Origin of the sequence: Pseudoalteromonas sp. SG43-1 (assembly GCF_014164415.1) — a bacterium.
Classification (GTDB): Bacteria; Pseudomonadota; Gammaproteobacteria; order Enterobacterales; family Alteromonadaceae; genus Pseudoalteromonas; species Pseudoalteromonas distincta.
Genome location: NZ_JACJFD010000006.1, coordinates 116,836 through 141,649, shown reverse-complemented (window position 1 = coordinate 141,649; position 24,814 = coordinate 116,836). Strand labels below are relative to the sequence as shown.

The following is a 24,814-nucleotide window of genomic DNA, read 5'->3' as shown; positions in this document are numbered from 1 at the left end:
ACCTAATGTTTTTTAAGTTCAAATATATGCAGTAACGCGTAGTTACTGCATAGCATCAAACACCATTTTACTATCCACTATTTGTTCAAAGTGCGTTATTTTTTGATTTTTAAGCTGCCAAATATGCGCGACCCTAGCTTGCATTTTTTTACCCGTTTTAATATAAGTACCAGAGTACGTGCCATACACTACAACAGTATCATCTTGGGATAAGTAGTTTTGTGGCGTAAACGTGTAGTTATACCACTCGCTTGCAAGCTTTTGAAAAACATGTTCAGTAATGTCATTCATACCATGGTATGTACCAGCATAAGCAAAACCGTCAGCCTCTTTCCAAGTAATAGTATCATTTGCATGAGCAACTAAATTTTGCCCATTCTCTTGTGATGTTTTGCCTTCATACGTACTTTTAATTATGTCTATGTTGTTCATTTTTGCACACCCTTGCACTATAAAAAGGAAGCTCAATAAAGCTGTAATATAAACAGCTTTATTATTTAGAAATTTCATCACACTATACTAGCGCAACTGATTGCTGTAAGTAGGTAACCCACTGCTCAGTTTTTCCATAATAATGGGCTATATCGGCTTTTTGCCACTTACCTGTGTTAAATTCAAATGCTGCACTAGGAAAGCCTTGCCCATGAATATCGTGCAATAAGCCTCGGCTTTGTGCTATATGTTGATCTGTTGCACCGCCTTCTAGCGCATTAAAGTGGGTTTCAAATAAGGCCTTGTTTAAACCCAGCTCCAATGCAATATCAGTCAGTACATGCAGCTGCATAATGTTTTTACCCTGAGCATAATAAGCATGTTGAATACTATTAAGCATTTCCCCACCTGATATACCAAGCTCTTGCGCTGCCAATATAGCGGTAATAGCCGGAGCCGAGTTGAGTATAATATCGTTGGTTTTTAAAAGCCCATCAGTATAGTTACTACCAAATACCTGACCGGTTTTCTTCGCTATGACACTGTCGTTTTTAAGTGCAAATTCACGCCATGCAGGAGTCACAGGTTTGACATTATCACCTGTTAGCATACCTCCACTGTGTACTTTTACAATTAAACCATCAATATTTTCAGCAGCGGTGATCAAGGGCACGCTGCCGTAAGTCCAACCACATAAAGGGTCAACAATTATATGTAACGTTACGTTTTTCATTAATATTTCCTATCTAAATAATTGCTTAACGCAAGGGCACTTAGTGCCATTGCATCTCACCCATAACCACTTTTGAGCCCAACTCTAAAATGCTTCTTGCACCTAAATCAGGGTAAGCTTGAGTCATTATCTCTACAAATTCAGTTGAGTTTTTTGCATTTTTTGCAGCGCTATCCGCTTTATTTAAGTATCCTTTCATGAATGACACACCAGAAAGGTCTTGTTTACTGCCCTGTAAAAAATGACCTGGAATAACAGTCTGTGGTTTTAAATTCTCGATGTTATCTAATGTTGACTGCCAAGTTTGACGCTCTGCAGCAGTGCTCGAATCGGCCAACCACACATGCATTTGATCAAATACTACAACCCCACCCAGCACTGTTTTTATAGAAGGGATCCAAAGGTAAGTATGCTTTGGATCATGCTGTAAATTTTTAATAATAATTTCTTTCCCATCTATAGTTAAGCTATTAGATAGCATTACTTCTGGCAAAATAAGTTCTTTAGGTGCATTGCTCTTTAAAATAGGCCCCCAATAATTTAACTTTCCTTGCATTGAGCGCTTAATATTCTCTACTGTTGATTTAGTCGCTAATAACTTTGCTTTTGGAAAAGCAGCTTTAATTACATCTAAACCAAAGTAAAAATCAGGGTCGCTGTGACTAATATAAACAGCTGTTAATGTTTTACCGCTCGCTTTTATTTTTTCAACCAATGCTTGTGCATCATTACGCTGAAATTGGGCATCCACTAATAACACTTCGTTATCACCACTTATAATGCTTGATGAAACAGCAAAAATACTTTTGTCTTGTGGGTTATATACATCAACAACTAATTCACTTTGCGCTAATACCGGTTGCATTAATGTGCTTGCTAATAAAGCTGTTGCTGCTAATACGTGTTTAACTTTTTTCATTCTCAGTAGCCTGTTTGTTATTTCGTTAAGATGAGGCTATTGTATGTTGCAATTTAAGAATGAAAAACTAGGCAGAATGCAACTATCTGTTGCATAAATCGAACATATAGGCAAAGTGAATGGATAGAATTATTGCAGCTGATGTATTTATAAAAATTGTAGAGCAGAAAAGTCTAGCCGGTGCTGCCCGTGCTTTAGATATGTCTAGATCTATGGTTACACGGTATTTGAATCAAATGGAAAAGTGGGCAAATACCCAACTACTCCATCGGTCAACAAGAAAAATAACACTCACGTCAGAGGGTGAAAAAGTACTTAATCATAGCCGAGAGCTCATTGCCATCGCCCAAAACATCAGTGCGCCAATAGAAAGTAATAACAGACTAAACGGGCAAATTAGGTTGTCGTGCTCGCCTTTTTTAGCACATGATGTACTACCAGATATGTTGCAACAATTCTTGCACGCTCATCCCGAAGTCAGTATTGATGTACAAATTAGTAATCACGTTACAAATTTGGTAGAAGAGCGAATAGATTTAGCAATTAGAATTACCAATGACTTAGATCCTAATATAATTGCTCGCCCACTTGGGAAATGCCATTCAGTATTATGTGCAAGCCCAGAATATTTAGAAAAAAACTCTAAGCCTATAACTACGGATGATTTGAGTCGCCATAACTGTTTGAACTATTCACGGTTTGAAAAAAGTATGTGGCATTTTTCACACCCTGAAAAACCCGTATCTGTAGCGATTGCTGGTAACTTCAGTGCTAATGATTCGAGCTTACTGTTAAAAGCTGCTCTTAATAATCAAGGAATAACTCTACAACCTAAGTTTGCTGCGCAGAAATATATAAATAATGGAACGTTAATACATTTACTACCACACCTTAAACCACAAACTTTGAACATATACGGTATTTACCGCTCTAGGAAACATCAGTCACTTGCACTTCGTTCATTTATTGATAGCTTAGTAACGTATTTTGATAAAATTGATACTTAACAATAAGCGAAAACTATTAAACGTTCGCTATAAGTCCTTTATTTAAGAGTTGAAATAGCGCTTTGTAAGCGCTATTTTTTGAAAGAAGGGATTTATTATTCGTCTAGCCAATCTATGGCTGCGGTAGCATTTTCAAAGTATTGAACCTCACCCGATATAAACCAGTTACCTATTTTGGCCATTCGAGCTTGCCACTCTTTATTACCGTAAATAGCTACTTTTTTAAATTCTTTAGAGTGCTTAACACCTAACTTGAGGTCGTCCCACGCTGCGCGTAATTCCCAACCTTCAAGCTCGCTACCATCTATTAAGGCGTTTACAACTGGGTGCTTAACTTCGCCAAGAGCTGAATTTATCATTGGGGTAATTATTTTGTAGTCGTCGTGAGTAAGCGTACCAACGGCTTTAAGTTTTAAAAAAAACTCTCTTCCTGCACGTTCAAGACCAATCGATAAACCATGTGTTGTGTGTACCATTACTGCTCTCCTTAAATAGGCTGAGTGGTAAAAGTACACCTTCTAAAATTAATTAGTCCTGAACTAAATCAATAAATAGTCCTGAACTAAATCAATAAATAGTTCTGAGCTAGATCATTAAATAGTCTCAAATAAACGACTCAATTACGCATTTTGTACGCGAGATATCTGGTTTTCTACATCAGTTAAATGGCCCGTTTTAAGCCATACTTTTGCACCATTACTTCCCGCTTTAACGTTAACAGAGCTATTAATAGGCACTCTTAACCAACTGTTTTTTACAAGGGTATCGGCTTGCTCATCAAATGAGCCTTCAAGTACTAGCAGCTCAGCTCCGCCTTTTGCGCTTATAACCATGCAGGCGTTGGGCTTAAAGTGCAACAAGCTTACGTCTTCAAAATCGTCTTTGTATAAAGGGGTTACGGCTACATTTTTAAAACTAGGGTGCGCCGTACTTTGCATCAAGTCCGTTTGTAAACGCACGTGGGTTCGATCATCTGGCTGAAACTGCCATAACTTTACAAATATAACGCAGCCATTTTCAGACCCCGGTTTGTGCTTTGATTGCGGTGGGTTACGGATATAAGAACCTGCCGCAAAGTCACCATGTTCATCTTGAAATACCCCTTCAAGCACAACAAACTCTTCACCGCCTGTATGTACATGCGGCGAAAATTCACTCCCAGGTGCATAACGAACAATGGTCGTTGCGCGAGCAACTTCGTCGCCCACTCTATCGAGCGCTCGCCTATCAACGCCCGCCATTGGCGATGCAACCCACGGAAGTGATTCGCTATGTACCACAACTCGTTTACTAAAATCGGCAGCAATTTTCATATTTGGCTCCTAAGCGTAACTTCACTTAAATTTTAAACTAATAACCTAATTAAGCTGCAACACTTGGGCGTTTTGCTACTTTTTCTTGCCATGCAACTAAATGGGTTAACTCATTCGGGATTGCTATTTGTGCAAATCCAGCAAATACCATCCCAGCATACAATGTAATATCAGCAATACTAAACTGCTCACCTGCAACAAACGCCGATTGCGCTAGTACATCATTAAAATAGCTAAACCCTTGGCGTGCTTTTTCGCCTTGTTTTTCACCCCAAGCCACATTTTGATACGTTTCAAGCTCTGGACCTAAGCCATCAGTTGCATGATGAAAGTAAGTTGCCACAGCGTCAAGCACCATAGATTCTGCGCGTTTTTGCATCATGTTAATTACTGCACGCTCTTTTGCGGTTTCACCCATTAAAGATGGGCCTTCAAATGCGGTATCAATATACTCAGTAATAGCGGTACTTTCTGATATAAACGTGCCGTCATCTAGCTCTAATACGGGTACACCTGCTAATGGATTTTTAGCTAAAAAGGCTTTTGTTCTGTGTTCACCATTTAATAAATCAACAGGTACAAACTCAACATTTGAAGTGGCATTTTTTTCAGCTAAAGCGATACGAACACGAAGTGGATTTGGAAAGTTTTCTACATCATAAATTTTCATAGCAATCTCTATCTTTATTGTTTAAAAGTGAGCCAATGGCGGAGCCTATCTATCGATAGGTAATTTATAATATTAAACTAAATTTAAGTCAACGTTTAAATTTTTCTGGTTTATGGGATTTAACTTAATTCATAATAAAATTATGGAGTTGCTTAAAAGTAAAAACACTTGTAAATAACTACCTACTGGTCGATAATTTTGCTGTACCAATTGCATTAAATAAGTGATCTATTATTGCGCTAGGAAAATAGCGCAATAACGAGGCGAGAATCATGACATCTAGTTATTCTGTATAAATAATTTTTAACGCAGTTAGTGTGTTATTTAATGCGATACAATGATCATGTTTTTAATAAAACTGGTGTTACTGCAGATAGGAAATATTAAAAATGAGTAAAAAAGAAGCTTTATTAAAAGCCGCTGAAAACAAGGTGCGCCTTGGCGGATACAGTAATTTTAGTTTTAGAGAGCTAGCCTGCGAAGTCGGCATTAAAAGCGCCAGTGTGCACTATCACTTTGCGACTAAGGCCGATTTAGGTGCTGAGCTTGCTCATCAATATACTAATTCTTTTTTAGCTGCGTTAGGCGAGCCAAGCGAGCTTAAAGCAAGCGGTAAAAATCCTATTGATGTGTACACTCAGCTTTTTAGACGTGCATTAGTAACCGATAAAAAAATGTGTTTATGTGGGTTACTAGGAGCCGAAAGCGATAGCCTTCCAGATAAAGTACGCCTTGAAGTAAAACGCTTTTTTAATCAAAACCTAACATGGCTTAGCGCTGCACACTTAACTAATGGTGAGCCTAACCCCGCTCAAGCAGCTATTCAAACAGTGAGCCTGCTTGAGGGCGCTATGATGATAAGCAAAACGCTCGACGATAATAGTTACTTTGAACTTGCAACTCAGTAATACCTAAATTTAGTACACAAAAAAAGCGAGCTATTGATTATCAATAGCTCGCTTTTTTAATGCTTGAAATAACTTATGTGATTATTAAACCGCTGTTGGTTTAACTTTATGCTTAGAGTGCACAATTGCTAAAACAATTAAGCCAATCACTGTTACTACAGCGCCAATAGGTTTACCTAAATCGCTTGATAAGTTAAGACCAATTGCTGCAGTGCCAATATAAGAAACCGTTACCGCTGTTGCTATAACAGCAGGAACACTGGCAATCCAATGGAATGTACCACGGTCAAACAAGTACTTAGTGGCAAGCCATAATACGCTTGTAGAAAGCAGCATGTTTGAAAATGCAAAGTAGCGCCAAATTAACGAGAAATCGAGCTTCGTCATAAAGTACGCTATAGCAAGTATAGGCACCGCCACTAGTAAGCGATTACGTAAGCTTTGTGGAATATTAAACGCATCAACAACAGTTAAACGTAATGAGCGGAACGCTGTATCGCCAGAAGTAATTGGGAATACGGCTACTGCAATAATTGCCATTATACCGCCAAATACGCCTAAGTAACTGTTAGCTACATGGTTAACAACTAAGCCTGGACCACCTTGGTCAAGCAATGCTTTTAAGCCTGCGTAACCATCTGGGAACGCTGCAATACCAGCAAGTGCCCATACACAACCTACAATACCTTCACACATCATAGCGCCGTAATAAACTGGACGTACGTATTTTTCGTTAGTTAAACAGCGCGCAATAATAGGCGCTTGAGTAGAGTGAAAACCACTAATAGCACCACAGGTAATTGTTATAAATAACAATGGCCATGTTGGTAATCCATCTGGGTTTGGCTCTAAAAAGTCATGTGCGTGGTCAGCTTCAAAGTAAGCTAAAAAGTCACTTGGTACAGGTAAGTGCGGCGCATTAATAAGTAATGAAATAGCAATTGCCACTGTCATTACAATCATTAGCGCACCAAAAATTGGGTAAAACTTAGTGATAATTTTATCAATTGGTAGCAAGGTCGCTAAAAAGTAATACGCTAAAATGGCAAGTACCCAAAAGGTATTATTTGCCAGTATTGTACCTTCAAAAAAATCAAGGTTACTTAGCAAACCTGCAGGGCTCATAATAAATACTACACCTACAAAAAACAGTAGCATGGCAGTAAATACAAGCATAAAGCCTTTAAATACGACGTTGTAATAATGGCCTGCGATTTCTGGTAGGCTTTTACCGTCTTCTTTTATACTCATTACACCTGAGAAGAAGTCGTGTACAGCGCCACCTAACACATTACCAAGTACAATCCATACTAGTGCAACGGGTCCGTATAAAGCACCTAAAATTGGGCCAAATATTGGACCTACTCCAGCAATGTTTAAAAACTGAATTAAAAATGCTCGTACAGGGTGAATAGCTACGTAATCAACACCTTCGCTAAAGCGTTTTTGTGGTGTGTCAGCAGTTGAATCCAAACCGGCTTGTTTTTCAACAAATGGGCTGTAAAACTTATAGCCCAGTATTAAAATAGTGAGGCAGATAAAAAAGATGATCATAAAGCACGTTTCTCTTTTTGTATTTTAGTTATAGAGCGCATTGTGTGTCGCCCCGCCTTTTCAATCCGTGAATAATCGACGAACGATAACAAAGCTTTAACCCTCAAACAATAAGACGTTTAGCTAATACAATAATCGATATAAGCCACTATTTACGCAACCTGCGCACTTAACACTCACTTATCGCCTATGTCTTATTTTAGGCACAAAAAAAGCGGTTAAACTTTTACGTATAACCGCTTTCACACACAATGTTTTTTTAAAGTGGGTTCATAAACTCACTAATTTGTTGATGCGTTAAAGTAGGTGTTGCACCAGAACTTTCGGCGACCATTGCTCCAACGGCACATGCAAAGTCAACGGCATATTGCGCGTCGTCGTTGCTACAAAGCTGATAAATTAACGAACCTAAAAACGAATCCCCTGCGCCAACAGTGTCAATTACGCTAATTAAATAACCTGAATTATAAAAATTCTCGCCTTTGATTGTTAATAAAGCACCGTGGCTACCTTTAGTTACACATAAGTAATCGGTATTTGTTTGCTGTGCTATAAACGCTAAATTTTGTTCAAGCGAATGAAACTTACAACCCATCGCTTTTGCTATTTCGTATAGCTCTTCATCGTTTAATTTAATAAAGTCTGCTTTATTCATTAAATCTACAAGTGTTTCTAGCTTGTAATGCGGTGCACGTAGGTTTACGTCAAATACTTTAAAGTTTGCTACATCAACTAGTTGATTTAACGTTGCTAAAGACGCTTCGCTTCGCCCAATTAGGCTGCCAAATACAAATACATCGCTACTTTTAACTTTACTAAGTAACTCATCGGTAAGCGCTATATTATCCCACGCAGTATCTGCCACTATTTCATAACTTGCAGAGCCACCACTGTCGAGCGTTACCTCAACCGTGCTAGTTTTTTTATCACTATTGATAGCAATGTATTCGCAGCTTACGCCTTTGCTAGTAATTTCGCCTAGTAGCTCAGCGCCTAACTCGTCGTTACCAACAGCGCTGATCATATCGGTTTTAATGCCTAGTGAGTTAATACGTACACACATGTTAAGTGGCGCGCCACCTAAGCGCTTACCTGAATCAAAACAATCCCACAGCACTTCGCCAAAGCAGCTAACACTTACGTTTTCGCCTGATTTATGATTAATTAAAATGCTCATAATTAGTTACTCTTTTGCTCAAGTACAGCCTGCATAATGGCTTTAATTTTACTATTAGGTGCATACAACGCAGCAATCGACTTTTTATATTCAGCAGTAAACGTTTCGTTATGCTCAAGCTTACCAAACAAGCTCGTTAACTTTAAAAATGCAATCGGGCTAGTTTGAGTCTCTTGCGCGTAAGAATTAAGCTCTTTGTGCATAGCATCTTGAATTTCAAGTTGCTCGCCGTTTTCACTTAAACCTTTATCGCTGTACAAACACCAAGTAGCAATAACAAGCGTTGCCAGTGATACATCTCGACCTTGTACTAGGTTTTCGTTAATTGTGGCAATTAAAAACTTAGGCAGTTTAGCTGAGCTTTCACTACAGATACGCGCTAGGCTGTCTTTAATATTAGGATTAGCAAAACGCTCTATTAACGTATCTTTGTAGCTTTCAAGGTCAATGCCTTCAAGTGGTTCAAGATTTGGGGTTACTTCTTTATCCATAAAAGCACGTAGGTATGTGGCAAATAATTCATCCGATACCGTTTCGTCAATAGTGCCGTAGCCATGGATTGAACCTAATAAACCAAGTACAGAATGCCCTGCATTAAGTAAACGTATTTTCATGGTTTCATAAGGCGTTACATCAGTAACAAACTGAGCACCAACAACATCCCAATTTGGACGAGAGTCACTAAATGTGTCCTCTATTACCCATTGTGTAAACGACTCACAGGTAATTGGCCACTCGTCGCTAACACCATATGCATCAACCACGTAATCAATATCACTCTTTTTAGATACCGGTGTAATACGGTCAACCATCGCATTTGGAAACGATACGTTTTGCTCAATCCACTCACTTAGGTCTTTGTCTTGCTCTGTAGCAAAGGCTAAAAGCATTTTGCGTGTTACGTTACCGTTGTGCTGAATGTTATCGCACGACTGTACTGTAAACGCGCCTAGGCCTTGCTCTTTACGAAGTTTTAACGCAGCAGTAATGTAACCAAACGCTGTAATTGGGTAGTTTGGGTTATTAATGTCGTTAATAATATCTGGATTACTGTAATCAAACTCGCCCGTTGCAGGGTTAAAGTTGTAACCGCCTTCAGTAATAGTAAGCGACACAATTTTAGTATCGCTGTGCGCTAGCTTATTAATTACCGCTTGTTTGTCCTCTGGAGCAAACAAAAAGTCGATCATTGAGCCAATTACTTTGTTATCTATTGTACCGTCTGGGTGTCTAACAGTAAGCGTGTAAAGGTAATCTTGCTGCTTTAAAATATCACGCAGACCACGGTTACCCTCTAAAAGGCCAACACCACATATACCCCATTGCTCAGAGCCCGGAGTTTTTAAAAGCTCGTTGACATACACTGCTTGGTGAGCACGATGAAAACCGCCCACACCAATATGTACAATACCGGCTTTAACTGCGCTACGGTCGTAGGTTGGTGTATCAACATGGCTTGGTAATTGAGCCAAGCTCTGTTGGTTTAGCCCTGTAACTAGAGCGTCAGTGTGTTGGTATTGTGTCATGGTGTGACCTTACTAAACAAAGATAAAATATAAATTACGATACTGTATTACGATAAGTAATTACGATGCTGTATTGAGTACTTTATGGCGTTTTAACGACCAGTACGCAGTAACAAAATAAATAACAGTACAAATAAAACAGGCTATTTCGAATTGCGATTTATTAGCGCTGTACATACTCATAGTTTCACTGAAAAACATCACTTGGCTGGCAAATATAAAAATAATAACCAACGAAACAGTAGAAACCGCGTTAAGTACTTTGGTAAATACAGAGCTGTCAATTACTGGCTTTGGAATGTCTTTAGCCTCAGCTGCTTGATATTCTTTAATATCACGTTGCTCTTGTTTTTCTGCTGCAATTTCTTGTGTGTAGTCGTCACCAGCGCCGTATTTTTTAGCTAAAAGCGTGTAAACAACAATGGTGAAAATCCATGTAGGAATAAACAAGTAGTAAAACGACATTACATCAATTGCGTTTAAGCCAAAGCCAAACACAAGTGCTAACGCCCAAGATGCTATAGCCGGTACGCTGCGGGTAATATTTTTATATTTAGCCCAGTAACGTGTTAGGCCAATTTTAGGAAATAACACATGCTCAGCAAACACAATGCCGCCTACTGGTACAACTAATAAGCCTGCGTATGTAAGTAGCGGAAGCATTTGAGAAAATACAAACGGGAAACACGCAATAATTACGGTTACAACACCTACAATAGCGGTGGTGCGTTCACGTGATTGATTAACAAATATAGATTGCGCTGCAAGGCCTGCACGGTAAAGGTTTGCGTTAGCTGTAGTCCAACCGGCAATAATTACAATAACAAAACCAGTCCAACCTAATGCATGGTATGCAACATCGCCCGGATCAAGTGATGAAATAGTTGTTTTAAGTAATACCGCAACACCTGCGCCCATAATACCGGCAGAGATCCACGCTAAGTAATGACCAAAAAACATGCCCACACCAGAAAACAAACCATAGCTTTTGCGTTTAGCAAATCTAAAAATAGCCATGTCGATTAAACCAAAGTGAGTTATTGAGTTAGCAGCCCATGCAAAGCCAATCACTTCTAATAGGCCAATGCCCTTTTCACCATCGGCATTGGTGCCCGTCCATATGGAGGAGTCGCCTATGGTCATAAAGTCGCTGAAGCTAGTTAAAGAGGTAGAACCTAATACGTGATTTGAAAGCTCAGGGAATAACGCAAACGAGCCTGCAATAAATATAACAAATAGCCACGGCGCACACAGCTTTGAAAAGTCAGCAACCGTAGAAAAGCCATACATCGCAACAAATACAACAATGGAGCCAACAGCTAAAACAATGGCTACAAACCAAAAGCTATTTGGATACCAATCAAGTTGCGCAGGTATATCAAACAAAAACCGCACGGCGGTGGAGGATACCGTGATCATCGCGGCCGATATAACACTAAAAATAACCACGTTAGCCCAGTTATAGAGCTTGGTCATTGAGTTACCAGCAATTTTGTTTAAGTAGTTATATAAACTTAAGCGGGTTTCTACTGCAATGGGTGCAGTAATCAGCCACCAAGAACACATTGCTAACAGGTTACCTATTAATAAACCCAGTAGAATGTCGATGGTTGAAGCGCCTAATGCAACAAACGTTGCACCAATAACAAATTCAGTAGCCGCAACATGTTCGCCGGCGTATAGCCCTGCAAAATGCTTCCAGCCGTGAAGCTTATTATTAGCAACAGGAAGTTGCTCTTCGTTTACATCTTTAAATGTTTGTGTGTGTGGACTCGTTGCCATGGTATTTCCTATTGTTAACAGCAAAGCATTTGATACCAATCTGCATAACTATTTGAATAATTTAACGAGTTAAATTACCCCATAACGTCGTTAAAAATTTTATATTTAGAACAACTAGATATAAAAATTTTTGCCTAGTTACAGTGCAATTTTCTTATCGTTAAATAAACCCCATATTCAAGCAGATTGGTATAGTACCTAAATACTTTGCCTTTTATAATTTGGCTTATAAACGCATGATCTTTTGCCATGTTTTGTTTTATTTTTAGTAAAGCAAAACCATCTACATTTATATTTTGCGTTTGCTTGCCTGTCAGTGTGTAAGGCGAGCAAATCGCGTTTAAAACTTTGTTTATTTAAAAAGCTGCGTGTTTACTGCTTTTTAAGTGCAGGGTATGCACTAAAAAAATCTTGCCAATGCGTTAAATGATCAACATTTGGGTAAGCACTGTGTACATGATTAACAGAGCCTTGCATATGTTGCCCACCGCTGTAATGCAGTACTTGCATATTGGCGTCAATTCCTGCATTTACGCCGGCTTTACTGTCTTCAATTACTAAGCAATGCTCTGGCTTTACACCCATTTGCTTAGCTGCATGTAAAAATAAATCAGGCGCCGGTTTACCACGCTTAACTTCGCTGCTGGTAAAAACCGTATCGCTAAAGTACTTACTTAAACTCACTACGCTTAACGCTTTTGCGGTGCGTGCTGGGCTACTGCTTGTAGCTATACAAATAGGCACAGCTAAATTGTTAAGTACGTCTTCTATACCATCAGTCGTGGTTAGTCCGGTTTCAAATTCGTTTAATAGTGCCTCGCGGTAGTCACCTTCAAAGCTTTCAGGAAGAGTGACATTAAATGCATCCGCTATTTTTTGGCTTACTGTTTTAAAGTTGCAGCCTAAAAAGTGTTGCTGTACATAAGCGCGGTCAATCTCAACGCCTTTTTCAACAAGCATATTAATGAGTACTTGTGCGCTTAAAATTTCGCTATCAATAACAACGCCATCACAATCAAATATCACTAGCTCAATATTAGTATTCATCTTGTCACCTTATTAACACTGTTTGGTTTAGCTAATTTAAGTATAACGAGTTAAGCGCGATTAATATTGTGCAACTTTTTAGTGCAACTCAGTAATGGGCATAAGCTCACTGGTTGAGCATATTCCCTTTATTGTGCGAATATGTCAACACACTGTAAGTATAAAACGCACCAGCTTGGTGAAAATACCGCCAGATAAAACTAAAAACCTTTGTATTTAATAAATTTTATAAAAGCATATTGCGACTAAGGTCGTAGTAAAAAAATTACATTAATGTAAAAAGTGTATCTGCAAATTCATCTCATCTGTTTTACAAATTACATCAATCTAATTAATCAGTTTTACCGAAGTTAATAAAATTAATACTATCGTTAACAGATTAACAGCCTGCACCACTGCCGGCACTTTTAAATAGATGAGGTCGACAATGAATACTCAAATAAACAAAACAAAATTAACACTAACTGCACTGGCACTTGCAATGGCATTACCGGCAAGCGCAGCAACAACTCTTACTAAAGATAACGGCGCAGCTGTTGGCGATAACCAAAATTCAATTACTGCTGGCGAACGTGGCAGTGTATTACTAGAAGACGTGCAACTAATTCAAAAACTGCAACGCTTTGCACGTGAGCGTATTCCTGAGCGTGTTGTGCATGCTCGTGGTACTGGCGCACACGGTGTGTTTGTAGCATCAAAAGAGCTAGATGATTTAACAATTGCAGCACCGTTTGCAAAAGCTGGTAAAGAAACAGACGTATTTGTTCGTTTTTCATCGGTAATTCACTCAAAAGGCAGCCCAGAAACACTGCGTGACCCACGTGGCTTTGCAACTAAGTTTTACACAGACCAAGGTAACTGGGATTTAGTAGGTAACAACTTACCGGTGTTCTTTATTCGCGATGCGATTAAATTTCCAGACATGGTTCACTCTTTAAAACCATCTCCGGTTGATAATATTCAAGATCCTAACCGCGTATTTGACTTTTTCTCGCACGAACCAGGTTCTACACAAATGCTAACGTGGGTTTACAGCGACTACGGTACACCAGCAAGTCTTCGTAAAATGGACGGTTGGGGTGTACATGCATACAAAATGATTAACAAATCGGGCGATGTTAAATACGTTAAGTTTCATTGGGTAAGCCAACAAGGTATTGATAACCTTGACGCAAAAGAAGTAGCTAAAGTGCAAAGCCAAGACTTCCAACACTTAACACGCGACCTTTACAGCGAAATTGGCAAAGGCAATTTCCCTAAATGGGATCTGTACATTAAAACGCTTGATCCATCGCAGCTTGATGACTTTGATTACAACCCGTTAGATGCAACAAAAATGTGGTTAGACATTAAAGAAACTAAAGTAGGAACAATGACCCTAAACCGTATGCCAACTAACTTCTTCCAATCTACGGAACAAGTAGCAATGGCACCGGCAAACATTATTCCAGGTATTGAGCCATCAGAAGACAGACTATTACAAGGTCGTATGTTTTCTTACGCTGATACACAAATGTACCGCCTAGGTGCTAACCACCAGCAACTGCCAATTAACCGTGCAAAAGTTGAAGTGGTTAACTACAACCAAGACGGCGCAATGAATATTGGTAACACTACAAGCAATGTGAACTACCAGCCAAGCCAAGAAAACGTAGCTGAAAACCCAATTGCACGTAGAAGTAACACAGAGCTAAAAGGCTTTGTACAACAAGCTGCGATTAAAAAGCAGCAAAACTTCGCGCAAGCTGGTGTTATATACCGTGGTTTTAGCAAGCAAGAACGTACAAACCTAATTAATAACCTAGCAGGCGATTTAGGCAAAGTGCAAAACAGCAGTGTTAAACACAAAATGCTTAGCCACTTTTACAAAGCTGATAGTGAGTACGGTACACGCTTAACTAAAGCTGTAAACGGCGACCTTAAAATGGTTAAACAACTAGCCGCTAACTTATAGGCAACTAGTTAAAAGCAATTAGTCCCAACTAAATAGCTATTTAAACCACAATCATGAGGAAGGAATAAACCCTTCCTCTTTTATAAGAGACAATTGTTATGCGTAATTTATTAATTATAGTCGCTCTATTTCTGAGCTTTACCAGTAGCGTTTACGCTCAAAATACATCAGATACACAAACACCCAGTACGCAATCTGAAACCCAACATTCTGCAAAAACTCAATACGATAGTTTATTTGCTTATTACTTTGCCGCAGCACGCACAAACGACACAGCTGTAATAGAGCAATTTGTAGATGCCGGTATTCCTATCGACAGCTACAACAATAAAGGCTACACCGCGTTAATGATTGCTACTTACCATGGTAATAAAAACACGGTTAACACACTTTTACACTTAGGCGCTAATGCCTGTCTAGAAGATAACCGTGGCAACACAGCGCTAATGGCCGCTATTTTTAGAGGTGAATTTAGTATAGCTAAAACACTCGTATCACTTGATTGCGACAACGCGCATCAAAACAAAGCCGGTCAAACAGCAGAGCAATTTGCACAAACATTTGGTCAACAAAAAGTTATAGAGTTACTAGCGCAGGTAAATAATGCAAAATAATCTGCACGCAACAAAAAGCCCTAAAATAATAGGGCTTATTTTTAATAAAATTAGTCTTATGTTGCAGACGCTATTTGAGGTTGTTTAGGCTTTTCTCGCGTTACAAAGTAGCAAATTAGCGAGCCCACTGTTACCAGTACAACCCCCTGCCAAAACGAAGCACTCAGCGTAATAGATAAATACAACGCCGAAATAATAGTAGAAAACACCGGTGTAAAGTACGAAAGTGTTCCCAAAAGCATTAAGTTACCGCCAATAATAGCTTGATTCCACAGTGCATAACCGCTCCCCACTACTACACCAGCTAATAGCAACGTTATGCTTGAGCCCAGTGAAAACGTTAATGGTGCTTCATTACTAAAACCATATTGCGCCCACAAACTCATTGCCGTGACAGTAAAAAATAACGTAATAGCATTTTTACCATTACTCAGCTTTTGCGTAACTACGCAATAAATAGCCCATATAAACGCTGCAGCTAATGCCATTAAATAAGTAGCAGGATTATCAGCAAAGTTAGTAACAAGCGTATCGACCGACATTTTTTGATCGCCCGTAATACACCAAGCAACGCCTAAAAAAGCAATGATCATGCTTGGGTAAACCCAGAAACTTACTTTTTTACGACCAATAATAATAGAGAGCAGTATAGTCAGCGTGGGCCATAAATAATTAATAACCGCCATTTCCATTGCCTGATGACGGCTATTTGCCATACCAATAGAAAGCGCCAAGCAAATTTCGTACGATACAAATAATAAAGTACCTATTACCAAGTAACGTTTCGAAAAACCACTAAACTTGGGCACTCCCATAACCAAAATTAAAAATATCGCACTGACAGAATACATAGCCGCCGCACCACCAATGGGGCTAAACAACTCAGAAATATCCCGTAGTAATGCAACTAAGCAACTCCACAGTAATATGGCCGCGACTCCATAAAGCGTGTATTTATTTTTGCTTATAAAATCCATTTGCCAATCCAAAAGTACTACTCGTAAATTTGAAACTAAACTAACAGTAATTATTTAATTAAACAATAAGGGTCTGTTGTTCTTTCAAGGTTGAATTTGCAGCAGTCTGTTTGGTATTTAGGCAAGGCAGAGCCTATATAGTGTGGTTATTCCCCATTAATGGGCGATAACGTAGCATTAATGCCAAACAGGCGCTGCCCAAAGGGTTCTTCCTAGGGGCTACTTACTCTTTGTTGCTCGGTTTTTACTTAGCCCACTAGGTTACAAATCTCGCGCCGCGATTAAATAGCCCCTAGTTTGAACAAATTTTAATCCGCAAAGATCAACAGACCCTAAAGTTAATAGCTTAAACCTCTCATTTGTTTTTAGCATTCACCCTTTTTAGTAATTGACCTTTTGGTCAGTAAAGCTACAATCAATCAATACGTTAAACACGCAAACTTTATAATGACCACACAAATAAAGCCAAATAAAAAAGAAGTCACACGCGAGAAAAACCAAAAACTAATTTTAGATGCCGCCGAGCAATTGTTTTCGCAATTAGGTTACGACGGAGCAAGTATGAGCATGGTTGCTAAAGAAGCGCAGGTGCCAAAAGCTAATATTTTGTATTACTTTAAAAGTAAGGATGGTCTGTACGAGTCTGTGATTGACCGCATAATAGCTAATTGGAACTTAGGGCTCGATAACGTCACAATTAACGACGATCCAGCTACCGTGCTTTATAACTATATTAAAAGCAAAGTAATACTGGCCGTAAATCAGCCAATGCAATCTCGCTTATTTGCCAGTGAAATACTGCGCGGTGCACCCTATTTACAAAACTACTTTAGAACCAATACCCGCCCTTGGGTTAAACAAAAGGTTGATGTACTTCAAGCATGGATGGACGCTGATAAAATGGATAAGGTTGATCCCTACCATTTGCTCTTTACTATTTGGTCTACCACGCAATATTACGCCGACTTTCAGGCTGAGGTTTTACTCGTAATGAACAAATTAGAGTACGACGAAACCGATGTGGCACAAATTACGCAATCAATTGCCCACATAATTTTAAAAGGTATTGGTCTTAAAATACCTGAGCAAAGTGAGACTTAACCCATGACATCCTTTACTACACCCGATTTATTTGACGATCATCGCGATAACGTGCAAGTAGCAGACAGCGGCCTTTATCACTTTGGTAAAAAAACCACGTTTTATGGCAAAGTAGTTACCGTTACCTGCCCAGAAGACAACTCTTTTGCCGCCGATATATTGCATGAAAATGGTGAAGGTAAAGTATTGGTTATAAACGGGTTTGCGAGCAAACGCTTTGCGTTTATAGGCGATATTATGGCTGAGCGTGCCCTAAATAATGGCTGGGAAGGCGTAATAATAAATGGCTGTTGCCGAGATATAGAAATACTCGCCACGATGAACTTACCTGTAATGGCGCTAGGCTCTACACCGCGTAGTACCTTAAAGCGCGGCTTTGGTGATAAAAACCAAGCAGTTACTATGCTTAGCACTACTATTGAACCTAACGATTGGGTTTACGCCGATATTAATGGTTTAATCATCAGTAAAACGCCCCTTATTTAGCACTCAAAACCATATAAATAGAGACCAACTTGGTGCATCTGCGCACCAAGTTGGTTTGTTTTAGCTCATTTTAATCTCACTATTTCTACAGCCCACATTTACAAATCTCATACAACCCAACAAAACCTGACCAGTTGGACAGGATTTTAATTTATGGCATTCCTCTTGCTTAGTCTAAGCACTATAAAATCAAAACTACCGATTAAAAAGCGGAGCCTTAGCAATTGCATTAAATTAGTGATCTATTATAACGCGAAGAAAATGACGCAGTGAGTGCGCTATTTAATCCGATAAAATGATCATGTTTTTAATAAAATTGGTATTCATAATAATAATAACCAGCCCGCTTTTTAATCACTCTTAACTTAATAAGTAAGTACTTGGTCAGTTTTATAATAATGAGCTGCAAATGAGTGATAAAAAAAACAACAAAGGTATATTTTGCAATCACGGTCCTACCCTGTGGCAAACAAACCACTCTGGAGTGCTTGCAAACAATCGCTTAGCTGTAAAAGATGTATTTGCAGTAAAGGGCGAGCGTAACAGCGCAGGCAACCCACACTGGTTTAAAACAGCTAAACCGGCTCAAAATACGGCAAGCTCGGTTAATAAGCTCATGACCGCTGGTTGTAACCTTATAGGCTTTACCCATACTGACGAGCTGGCTTATAGCTTAGAGGGTAATAATATACATTATGGCGCTGCGCAAAATCCTAAATTAAAAGGGCATGCTTGCGGTGGTTCGAGTATGGGGTCTGCTGCTGCAGTTGCTGCTAACTTAGCTGATATTGGCTTAGGCACCGACACCGGCGGCTCAATTAGAATACCCGCCAGCTACTGTGGTTTATATGGCATAAGGCCAAGCCATAACGTGATTGAAAAAGACGGCCTAATACCGTTGGCTCCGCCTTTTGATACCATAGGTTGGCTTACCCAAAGCGCCGAGCTATTAAGCGATGTAGGTAATGTACTGCTACCAAATCAAGCTATTAATAACGTTGATACCTTAGTTATTTGCGAGCCGTTATTTGAACTCGTTGACCCTGTTTTACAAGCCCCACTTAAACAATTGCTTGAAAAAACCAAGCCTAATTTTAAGCACCATAAAGAATTTGAACTACCTAACAGCAGCTTATTAAATGAACTTGCTGATAGTTTTAGAGTACTGCAAGGGCGAGCAATCGCAAAAACGCATAAAGACTGGCTTCAATTGCCGGGGCAACTTCCCCAGTTTGCTCCAGCAATTGCGGCACGTTTTAATATGGCGCTTGCCCTAACTGTTCAAGAAGAACAAGAAGCACTAAAAGTACAAACCCAATGGCAAACACTAATAGCTAAAAACCTAAATACAAACAGCTGTTTATTTTTGCCAACCACCCCCACAACCGCACCTAAATTAGGCGCCGACACAAGCGCCTTACGCATGCAAATTATTACGCTTTCGGCAATTGCAGGGCTTAGTGGCTCAGCGCAAGTGCATTTACCGCTGGCTGATTTAGCAAATGATCATCCGTATGGTTTTTCATTAATGATGAGCCACGGTAACGATAAAAGCCTACTTGCTTGCGTTAAGCACCTAGCTGCACACTTTAAACAGGACACACCGGCATGACCACACACAACATTGCATTTACCGCGTCTCATTTTTCGGCCACTGAGGCGGGTATAAATATACTAAAACAAGGCGGTACAGCTACCGAGGCTATGGTAGCGGCTGCCGCTGCTATTAGCGTTGTATATCCACATATGAACTCAATTGGTGGCGACAGCTTTTGGCTTATCGATAACCCAAACCAAAAAACGCCTACCGCTATTGACGCCTGCGGCCGTGCAGCAACTAATACAACGCCCTATAACTCGCTCGCGCAAATACCAGAGCGCGGCGGGTTAAGCGCACTGACTCAAGCGGGTACAATTCGCGGTTGGCAAAAGGCGCTTGAACTAGATGAGCACGCAGCACTACCACTGTCACAAATTTTAGCACCCGCTATTGAGCTTGCGCGCGAGGGCTTTACAGTTACAAAAAGCTTGCAAGCAGGCTGCGAAAAACTAGCCACTGCTAACAATACCAATGAGGCGTTTAAAAGCCTCTACATACCCAATGGCAAGCCCTTACAAGCAGGCCAGCATTTTAAAAACCCTAAACTTGCAGCAACGTTTGAATACCTAGCAAAACATGGCTTAAACGCATTTTATGAAGGCGCACTTGCCAACTCATTTGCCGCCGACTTAGCAAAAGCAGGCAGCTCAATTACCGCAGGTGACATTGCAAATACTAAAGCCGAGGTAGTTACTGCGCTAAATGCAAACCTCAGTGGTATTGATTGCTACAACTTACCCGCGCCAACACAGGGCGTGCATTCACTACAAATAATTGGTGCCGTAAATAAGTTAAAGCATTTAGCTAAAACCGATGCCGACTGGACACATTTAATTGTTGAGGCAACTAAACAAAGCTTTACCCATCGCCCTACCCTTTGGGCTGACCCTGAAGCATTAGGAGACGATTATAAAAACGCACTAACCGATAATCGCTTAAGCGAACTTGCTAACAATATTGATATGGCCAAAGCCAAAAAATGGCCATTTAACGCAGAGCCTGGCGATACTGTGTGGATGGCAGCCAGAGATAAAAACGGGCAATTAGTCAGCTTTATTCAAAGCATTTACTGGGAATTTGGCAGCGGAATATTAATGAGTGAAGGCGGCTTTGTGTGGAATAACCGTGGTTTAAGCTTTAGTTTAAACAATCAAGATACCAACGCCCTTGCCCCAAATAAAAAGCCCGCTCATACACTTAACCCAGCACTGGCAAAGTTTAGCGATGGTCGTCGACTTGCTTACGGAACAATGGGCGGTGAAGGGCAGCCACAAACTCAAGCCGCTGTTTTTGCAGGCTACGCGTGGCGAAATAAATCTATAAAACAAGCAATTAGCGACCCTCGTTGGTTACTTGGACGAACATGGGGCGATACGAGTACAAATTTAAAAATTGAAAAAGAGTTAGTTTTTCATATAGAACATGAATTAAATCAACGTGACCACGATTGGGTAAGCGTTGATAATAATAACGAAATGATGGGGCACGCTGGGGCTATTTTAGATACACCTACAAGCCTTGAAGCTGCAACAGATCCTCGTTCAGATGGACGTGCAACAGTAACTACAGCAGGAACACAATGTCAGAAATAATAAATCAATGGCCAATTATAGTAGCCTTAATAGCAACCGGTATTTTTGCCGGTATTTTAGCAGGACTTTTTGGTGTAGGCGGCGGTATTGTTATCGTCCCTGTGCTGTATTTTTTACTGCAAGGTTTTGGCGTAAGCCCAGAGTCGGCAATGATGATAGCCACCGCTACATCACTTGCAACCATAGTACCTACTTCGCTTTCATCTATTCGCTCGCATCATAGCAAAGGGAATATTGACCTTGCGCTAATAAAATACTGGGCACCATTTATTTTAGTTATGGCCGTTGTAGGCAGCTACTTAGCGCACTCAATACGCGGTAATGCACTGGTACTTATGTTTGCCTGTATTGCTATTTTAGTCAGTTTAAACATGCTATTTAGAGCCGGCGCACCCGCGCTTGTAAAACAACTGCCAGGAAAATTTGGTCAAGGGGTTATGGCAAGTATTGTAGGTGGTTTGTCGGTAATGATTGGCATAGGTGGCGGCACTATTGGCGTACCTATGCTAAACGCATTTAATGTACGCGCCCATGTTGCAGTAGGTACTGCGGCCGTTTTTGGTTTATTGATTGCACTACCTGGCGTTATTACCTTATTAAGTATTGGCACAACGCCAACCGATGCTCCCCTAGGTACGTGGGGGTTGGTTAACCTCCCTGCCTTTTTTCTTATTATTCCGTTGACTATTTTATTTGCGCCTATTGGCGTAAAAATTGGTAGCAAGCTGGATCAAAAACAACTAAAACGCGCCTTTGCCGTTGTCTTAATGATAACCGGCATACGCATGCTTATTCAGACTCTGGGAGCCTAAAATATGTTTAATAACACGCAAGTTCAAACCTTAAACCCACCACAGCGTTTATTAATGGGACCAGGCCCAATTAATGCCGACCCTCGTGTTTTACGTGCTATGTCGGCGCAGCTTATAGGCCAATACGACCCAGTAATGACCGGTTTTATGAACGAAACCATGGCACGTTACCGCGAAATTTTTAAAACTAAAAACGAATGGACCATGCTAATAGATGGCACATCGCGCGCAGGGATTGAAGCCGTATTATGCTCAATTTTACGCCCAGGCGATAAAGTACTTGTGCCAATTATGGGGCGCTTTGGCCACCTACTTGCTGAAATAGCAGAACGCGTTGGCGCAAAGGTGCACACAATAGAAGTACCGTGGGGCGAAGTGTTTACGCCAGAACAAATCGAAAAAGCCATTGTTGATGTAAAACCCCATGTACTTGCTATGGTACAAGGCGATACATCCACCACCATGAACCAACCTCTTGAGCATATTGGCGATATTTGCCAAAAGCACGATGTACTATTTTATTGTGATGCTACCGCCTCCATTGTGGGTAACGAACTTCCTGCCGATGAGTGGAAACTCGATGCACTTTCTGTTGGTCTGCAAAAGTGTTTAGGCGGTCCGTCTGGGTCTGCGCCATTAACGCTTAGCGATAAATGCGCCGATTGGATCCAAAAACGCAAAAAGGTAGAAGCAGGTATTCGCACGGCCGACCATACCGACGGCACAGAGCCCTTTGTACGCTCTAACTATTTTGATTTAGGCATGATCATGAATTACTGGGGAGAGGAGCGCCTCAACCATCATACCGAAGCCACCAGCATGCTGTACTGCGCCTCAGAATGCGCCCGCATAGTCATTGAAGAAGGCGTGGATAACTGCGTAGCGCGCCACAAGTTACATGGCGATGCCATGCTAACAGGCATTGAAGCGCTCGGCTTAAATGTATTTGGTGATTTAACACATAAAATGAACAACGTACTGGGTGTGTATATACCCGAGGGCATTAATGCCGATCACGTACGCGGACAAATGCTAACCGATTTTGGAATAGAAATTGGCACCTCGTTTGGCCCGCTGCATGGCAAAATTTGGCGTATTGGCACTATGGGCTACAACGCCCGCAAAGATGCTGTATTACAAACACTCGCAAGCTTAGACGCTTGCTTACATGCCAACGGTTACAAAGGCCCTAAAGGCGAAGCCGCTATTGCCGCCCTCGCTCACTATAAATAAAAAAAGGATTTAGCATGACGATTGTAAGCCCACAACACAGCCCTTTATTAGATAAAGAACTTGCTGATGAATACGCAACACGCGCTTTATCTCGCTGTAAAACCCTCAGCGCACTATCGCAAATGCAAGGCGGTATTCACCGCGTGTACTTATCAAAAGAGCACAAAGACTGTAACGCCGTTACTGCATCGTGGATGGTTGAGGCAGGCATGCAATCGTGGCAAGACGAAGTGGGCAACCTTTGGGGGCGACTAAAATCATCAAACCCACATGCTAAACGTTTAATTATAGGATCGCACCTCGACACCGTTCCAAATGCAGGTGCGTTTGATGGTATTTTAGGTGTACTACTGGGGATAGAAATTGCAGCGCTTGCACATAAGTTAAAGCTCGACCTGCCCTTTCATTTAGATGTAGTGGGCTTTTGCGATGAAGAAGGCACCCGCTTTGCCACCACTTTAATTGGCTCAAAAGCCCTCGCTAACGAATTTGACCCACAGTGGCTAAACATTGAAGACACAAGCGGCATAACTATGCGCCAAGCCATGCTCGACTTTGGTTTAAACCCCAACGACTATGCAAAGGCCGCACTAAACAAAAACGAATTACTAGGTTACTGGGAAACTCATATTGAACAAGGTCCTGTACTCGAATCGGTTAATCAGGCGTTAGGCGTTGTAACTGCAATCGCAGGAGCAAAGCGCGCCATGCTTACCCTAACAGGCCAAAGCGGTCATGCGGGTACAACCCCAATGAACTTGAGGCAGGATTCACTAGCAGGCTGCGCTGAATTAGTAACCGAAATTGAAAAACTAGCAAGTAATGCTAAAAATGGCGAAGTTGCCACCGTAGGGCAAATACAGTCTCGCCCTGGGGCTACAAACGTGATTGCAGGCAAAACAACCATAAGCCTAGACGCACGCGCACAAAGCGACACAGATCTCGCTAACTTACTAAGCGCCATACAAAGCAGTGCACAATCTATAGCAAGCAAACGCAATTTAACGCTTGATTGGCAATGGACGCATGCCGCCGATGCCGTAGCGTGCGACACCACTATTCAGCATTTGTTTTCAAGCGCATGTAAACTCAATAACCAAGCATCGCCTTCACTTGCCTCAGGCGCAGGGCACGATGCAATGGCAATCGCTCCAATTTGCCCCGTTGGCATGTTGTTTATACGCAGCCCTGGCGGTATAAGCCATCACCCAGCAGAAGCGGTTATCGACAGCGATGTAACAAAGGCACTCAGTGTAATGTACAGCGCGCTTTTACTTTATGTGAAAGAGTTTGAGTGATTTTAAGGTAATCGAGTAAACCAAGTATATTAACTTGGTATGCTTAGGGGCTTAAACCTCCTCAAAGTCATTTGGAGGT

The 24,814-nt window shown here is 40.7% G+C and carries 23 protein-coding genes; 11 read left to right on the top strand and 12 right to left on the bottom strand.

Going from position 1 to position 24,814, the window contains the following annotated elements:
* Positions 1-42 precede the first annotated feature (42 nt).
* From H5159_RS07085 to H5159_RS07075, 3 genes are all read right to left on the bottom strand, one after another.
* Complete coding sequence (locus tag H5159_RS07085) at positions 43-432, bottom strand: nuclear transport factor 2 family protein (protein WP_182780081.1); 390 nt, start codon at positions 430-432, stop codon at positions 43-45.
* Positions 433-514: 82 nt separating this feature from the next.
* On the bottom strand, positions 515-1,165 hold the full coding sequence (locus H5159_RS07080) for a DsbA family protein (RefSeq protein WP_182695368.1): 651 nt from the start codon (positions 1,163-1,165) through the stop codon (positions 515-517).
* A gap of 40 nt (positions 1,166-1,205) precedes the next feature.
* Positions 1,206-2,084, bottom strand: a complete 879-nt coding sequence (locus H5159_RS07075) for an MBL fold metallo-hydrolase (RefSeq protein WP_024595728.1) — start codon at positions 2,082-2,084, stop codon at positions 1,206-1,208.
* Between the two features lie 119 nt (positions 2,085-2,203).
* Here H5159_RS07075 and H5159_RS07070 point away from each other — a divergent pair, with 119 nt between their 5' ends.
* Positions 2,204-3,091, top strand: coding sequence for a LysR family transcriptional regulator (locus H5159_RS07070; RefSeq protein WP_024595729.1), 888 nt, complete (start codon positions 2,204-2,206; stop codon positions 3,089-3,091).
* A 95-nt stretch (positions 3,092-3,186) separates the two neighbouring features.
* Here H5159_RS07070 and H5159_RS07065 read toward each other — a convergent pair whose 3' ends face one another.
* The 3 genes from H5159_RS07065 to H5159_RS07055 all read right to left on the bottom strand — a co-directional run bounded on the left by H5159_RS07065 (position 3,187) and on the right by H5159_RS07055 (position 5,074).
* Positions 3,187-3,567: an STAS/SEC14 domain-containing protein gene (locus tag H5159_RS07065; protein ID WP_002960091.1), complete on the bottom strand. Its 381-nt coding sequence runs from the start codon at positions 3,565-3,567 to the stop codon at positions 3,187-3,189.
* Positions 3,568-3,711: 144 nt separating this feature from the next.
* Complete coding sequence (locus H5159_RS07060; RefSeq protein ID WP_182780080.1) at positions 3,712-4,404, bottom strand: cupin domain-containing protein; 693 nt, start codon at positions 4,402-4,404, stop codon at positions 3,712-3,714.
* A gap of 49 nt (positions 4,405-4,453) precedes the next feature.
* Positions 4,454-5,074, bottom strand: a complete 621-nt coding sequence (locus H5159_RS07055; RefSeq protein ID WP_182695367.1) for a glutathione S-transferase family protein — start codon at positions 5,072-5,074, stop codon at positions 4,454-4,456.
* Between the two features lie 389 nt (positions 5,075-5,463).
* Here H5159_RS07055 and H5159_RS07050 point away from each other — a divergent pair, with 389 nt between their 5' ends.
* Complete coding sequence (locus H5159_RS07050; RefSeq protein WP_182694099.1) at positions 5,464-5,982, top strand: TetR/AcrR family transcriptional regulator; 519 nt, start codon at positions 5,464-5,466, stop codon at positions 5,980-5,982.
* A gap of 84 nt (positions 5,983-6,066) precedes the next feature.
* Here the strand turns inward: H5159_RS07050 and H5159_RS07045 are convergent, their stop codons facing one another.
* From H5159_RS07045 to H5159_RS07025, 5 genes are all read right to left on the bottom strand, one after another.
* Complete coding sequence (locus H5159_RS07045; RefSeq protein ID WP_004334688.1) at positions 6,067-7,536, bottom strand: carbon starvation protein A; 1,470 nt, start codon at positions 7,534-7,536, stop codon at positions 6,067-6,069.
* A 259-nt stretch (positions 7,537-7,795) separates the two neighbouring features.
* Entirely contained in the window at positions 7,796-8,713 is a 918-nt protein-coding gene (locus H5159_RS07040) for a carbohydrate kinase (RefSeq protein WP_182780079.1), read from the bottom strand.
* A 2-nt stretch (positions 8,714-8,715) separates the two neighbouring features.
* On the bottom strand, positions 8,716-10,239 hold the full coding sequence (locus tag H5159_RS07035; protein WP_182780078.1) for a mannitol dehydrogenase family protein: 1,524 nt from the start codon (positions 10,237-10,239) through the stop codon (positions 8,716-8,718).
* 60 nt (positions 10,240-10,299) lie between these two features.
* Complete coding sequence (locus tag H5159_RS07030) at positions 10,300-12,021, bottom strand: cytosine permease (protein ID WP_004334683.1); 1,722 nt, start codon at positions 12,019-12,021, stop codon at positions 10,300-10,302.
* Positions 12,022-12,393: 372 nt separating this feature from the next.
* Entirely contained in the window at positions 12,394-13,068 is a 675-nt protein-coding gene (locus H5159_RS07025; RefSeq protein ID WP_149593207.1) for an HAD family phosphatase, read from the bottom strand.
* Positions 13,069-13,495: 427 nt separating this feature from the next.
* On the opposite strand from H5159_RS07025, the gene H5159_RS07020 reads away from it, so the two are divergent.
* Together H5159_RS07020 and H5159_RS07015 are read left to right on the top strand one after the other, a co-directional pair.
* Entirely contained in the window at positions 13,496-15,022 is a 1,527-nt protein-coding gene (locus tag H5159_RS07020) for a catalase (protein WP_182716834.1), read from the top strand.
* Between the two features lie 98 nt (positions 15,023-15,120).
* The gene (locus tag H5159_RS07015; RefSeq protein ID WP_004334678.1) at positions 15,121-15,636 is read left to right on the top strand and encodes an ankyrin repeat domain-containing protein; all 516 of its coding nucleotides are present in this window, start codon (positions 15,121-15,123) and stop codon (positions 15,634-15,636) included.
* 56 nt (positions 15,637-15,692) lie between these two features.
* On the opposite strand, the gene yddG is transcribed toward H5159_RS07015, so the two are convergent.
* Positions 15,693-16,613, bottom strand: a complete 921-nt coding sequence (yddG, locus tag H5159_RS07010) for an aromatic amino acid DMT transporter YddG (RefSeq protein ID WP_182724086.1) — start codon at positions 16,611-16,613, stop codon at positions 15,693-15,695.
* A 447-nt stretch (positions 16,614-17,060) separates the two neighbouring features.
* Here yddG and H5159_RS07005 point away from each other — a divergent pair, with 447 nt between their 5' ends.
* The 7 genes from H5159_RS07005 to H5159_RS06975 all read left to right on the top strand — a co-directional run bounded on the left by H5159_RS07005 (position 17,061) and on the right by H5159_RS06975 (position 24,735).
* Entirely contained in the window at positions 17,061-17,714 is a 654-nt protein-coding gene (locus tag H5159_RS07005) for a TetR/AcrR family transcriptional regulator (RefSeq protein ID WP_004334664.1), read from the top strand.
* Positions 17,715-17,717: 3 nt separating this feature from the next.
* Positions 17,718-18,200, top strand: a complete 483-nt coding sequence (locus H5159_RS07000) for a putative 4-hydroxy-4-methyl-2-oxoglutarate aldolase (RefSeq protein WP_024591947.1) — start codon at positions 17,718-17,720, stop codon at positions 18,198-18,200.
* Positions 18,201-18,609: 409 nt separating this feature from the next.
* On the top strand, positions 18,610-19,812 hold the full coding sequence (locus H5159_RS06995; RefSeq protein ID WP_182780077.1) for an amidase family protein: 1,203 nt from the start codon (positions 18,610-18,612) through the stop codon (positions 19,810-19,812).
* On the top strand, positions 19,809-21,392 hold the full coding sequence (locus H5159_RS06990; RefSeq protein ID WP_182737718.1) for a gamma-glutamyltransferase family protein: 1,584 nt from the start codon (positions 19,809-19,811) through the stop codon (positions 21,390-21,392). The genes H5159_RS06995 and H5159_RS06990 overlap by 4 nt, the downstream gene beginning before the upstream one ends.
* The gene (locus H5159_RS06985) at positions 21,380-22,204 is read left to right on the top strand and encodes a sulfite exporter TauE/SafE family protein (RefSeq protein WP_007378545.1); all 825 of its coding nucleotides are present in this window, start codon (positions 21,380-21,382) and stop codon (positions 22,202-22,204) included. Before H5159_RS06990 ends, H5159_RS06985 begins: the two co-directional genes overlap by 13 nt.
* Positions 22,205-22,207: 3 nt before the next feature.
* A complete protein-coding gene (locus tag H5159_RS06980) occupies positions 22,208-23,437 on the top strand; it encodes an alanine--glyoxylate aminotransferase family protein (protein WP_182780076.1) in 1,230 nt (409 codons plus the stop codon).
* A 14-nt stretch (positions 23,438-23,451) separates the two neighbouring features.
* Complete coding sequence (locus H5159_RS06975; protein WP_182780075.1) at positions 23,452-24,735, top strand: allantoate amidohydrolase; 1,284 nt, start codon at positions 23,452-23,454, stop codon at positions 24,733-24,735.
* The last annotated feature ends 79 nt before the right edge of the window (positions 24,736-24,814 follow it).

Excerpts from the sequence above, each read along its gene's own strand:
- H5159_RS07000 (WP_024591947.1), top strand. The coding sequence starts at position 17,718 with ATGACATCCTTTACTACACCCGATTTATTTGACGATCATCGCGATAAC.
- H5159_RS06995 (WP_182780077.1), top strand. The coding sequence starts at position 18,610 with ATGAGTGATAAAAAAAACAACAAAGGTATATTTTGCAATCACGGTCCT.
- H5159_RS07070 (WP_024595729.1), top strand. The coding sequence starts at position 2,204 with ATGGATAGAATTATTGCAGCTGATGTATTTATAAAAATTGTAGAGCAG.
- H5159_RS06990 (WP_182737718.1), top strand. The coding sequence starts at position 19,809 with ATGACCACACACAACATTGCATTTACCGCGTCTCATTTTTCGGCCACT.
- H5159_RS07035 (WP_182780078.1), bottom strand. The coding sequence starts at position 10,239 with ATGACACAATACCAACACACTGACGCTCTAGTTACAGGGCTAAACCAA.
- H5159_RS07005 (WP_004334664.1), top strand. The coding sequence starts at position 17,061 with ATGACCACACAAATAAAGCCAAATAAAAAAGAAGTCACACGCGAGAAA.
- yddG (WP_182724086.1), bottom strand. The coding sequence starts at position 16,613 with ATGGATTTTATAAGCAAAAATAAATACACGCTTTATGGAGTCGCGGCC.
- H5159_RS07075 (WP_024595728.1), bottom strand. The coding sequence starts at position 2,084 with ATGAAAAAAGTTAAACACGTATTAGCAGCAACAGCTTTATTAGCAAGC.
- H5159_RS07015 (WP_004334678.1), top strand. The coding sequence starts at position 15,121 with ATGCGTAATTTATTAATTATAGTCGCTCTATTTCTGAGCTTTACCAGT.
- H5159_RS07020 (WP_182716834.1), top strand. The coding sequence starts at position 13,496 with ATGAATACTCAAATAAACAAAACAAAATTAACACTAACTGCACTGGCA.
- H5159_RS07065 (WP_002960091.1), bottom strand. The coding sequence starts at position 3,567 with ATGGTACACACAACACATGGTTTATCGATTGGTCTTGAACGTGCAGGA.
- H5159_RS07060 (WP_182780080.1), bottom strand. The coding sequence starts at position 4,404 with ATGAAAATTGCTGCCGATTTTAGTAAACGAGTTGTGGTACATAGCGAA.
- H5159_RS06975 (WP_182780075.1), top strand. The coding sequence starts at position 23,452 with ATGACGATTGTAAGCCCACAACACAGCCCTTTATTAGATAAAGAACTT.
- H5159_RS07055 (WP_182695367.1), bottom strand. The coding sequence starts at position 5,074 with ATGAAAATTTATGATGTAGAAAACTTTCCAAATCCACTTCGTGTTCGT.
- H5159_RS07085 (WP_182780081.1), bottom strand. The coding sequence starts at position 432 with ATGAACAACATAGACATAATTAAAAGTACGTATGAAGGCAAAACATCA.
- H5159_RS07080 (WP_182695368.1), bottom strand. The coding sequence starts at position 1,165 with ATGAAAAACGTAACGTTACATATAATTGTTGACCCTTTATGTGGTTGG.
- H5159_RS06985 (WP_007378545.1), top strand. The coding sequence starts at position 21,380 with ATGTCAGAAATAATAAATCAATGGCCAATTATAGTAGCCTTAATAGCA.
- H5159_RS07030 (WP_004334683.1), bottom strand. The coding sequence starts at position 12,021 with ATGGCAACGAGTCCACACACACAAACATTTAAAGATGTAAACGAAGAG.
- H5159_RS07025 (WP_149593207.1), bottom strand. The coding sequence starts at position 13,068 with ATGAATACTAATATTGAGCTAGTGATATTTGATTGTGATGGCGTTGTT.
- H5159_RS07045 (WP_004334688.1), bottom strand. The coding sequence starts at position 7,536 with ATGATCATCTTTTTTATCTGCCTCACTATTTTAATACTGGGCTATAAG.
- H5159_RS06980 (WP_182780076.1), top strand. The coding sequence starts at position 22,208 with ATGTTTAATAACACGCAAGTTCAAACCTTAAACCCACCACAGCGTTTA.
- H5159_RS07050 (WP_182694099.1), top strand. The coding sequence starts at position 5,464 with ATGAGTAAAAAAGAAGCTTTATTAAAAGCCGCTGAAAACAAGGTGCGC.
- H5159_RS07040 (WP_182780079.1), bottom strand. The coding sequence starts at position 8,713 with ATGAGCATTTTAATTAATCATAAATCAGGCGAAAACGTAAGTGTTAGC.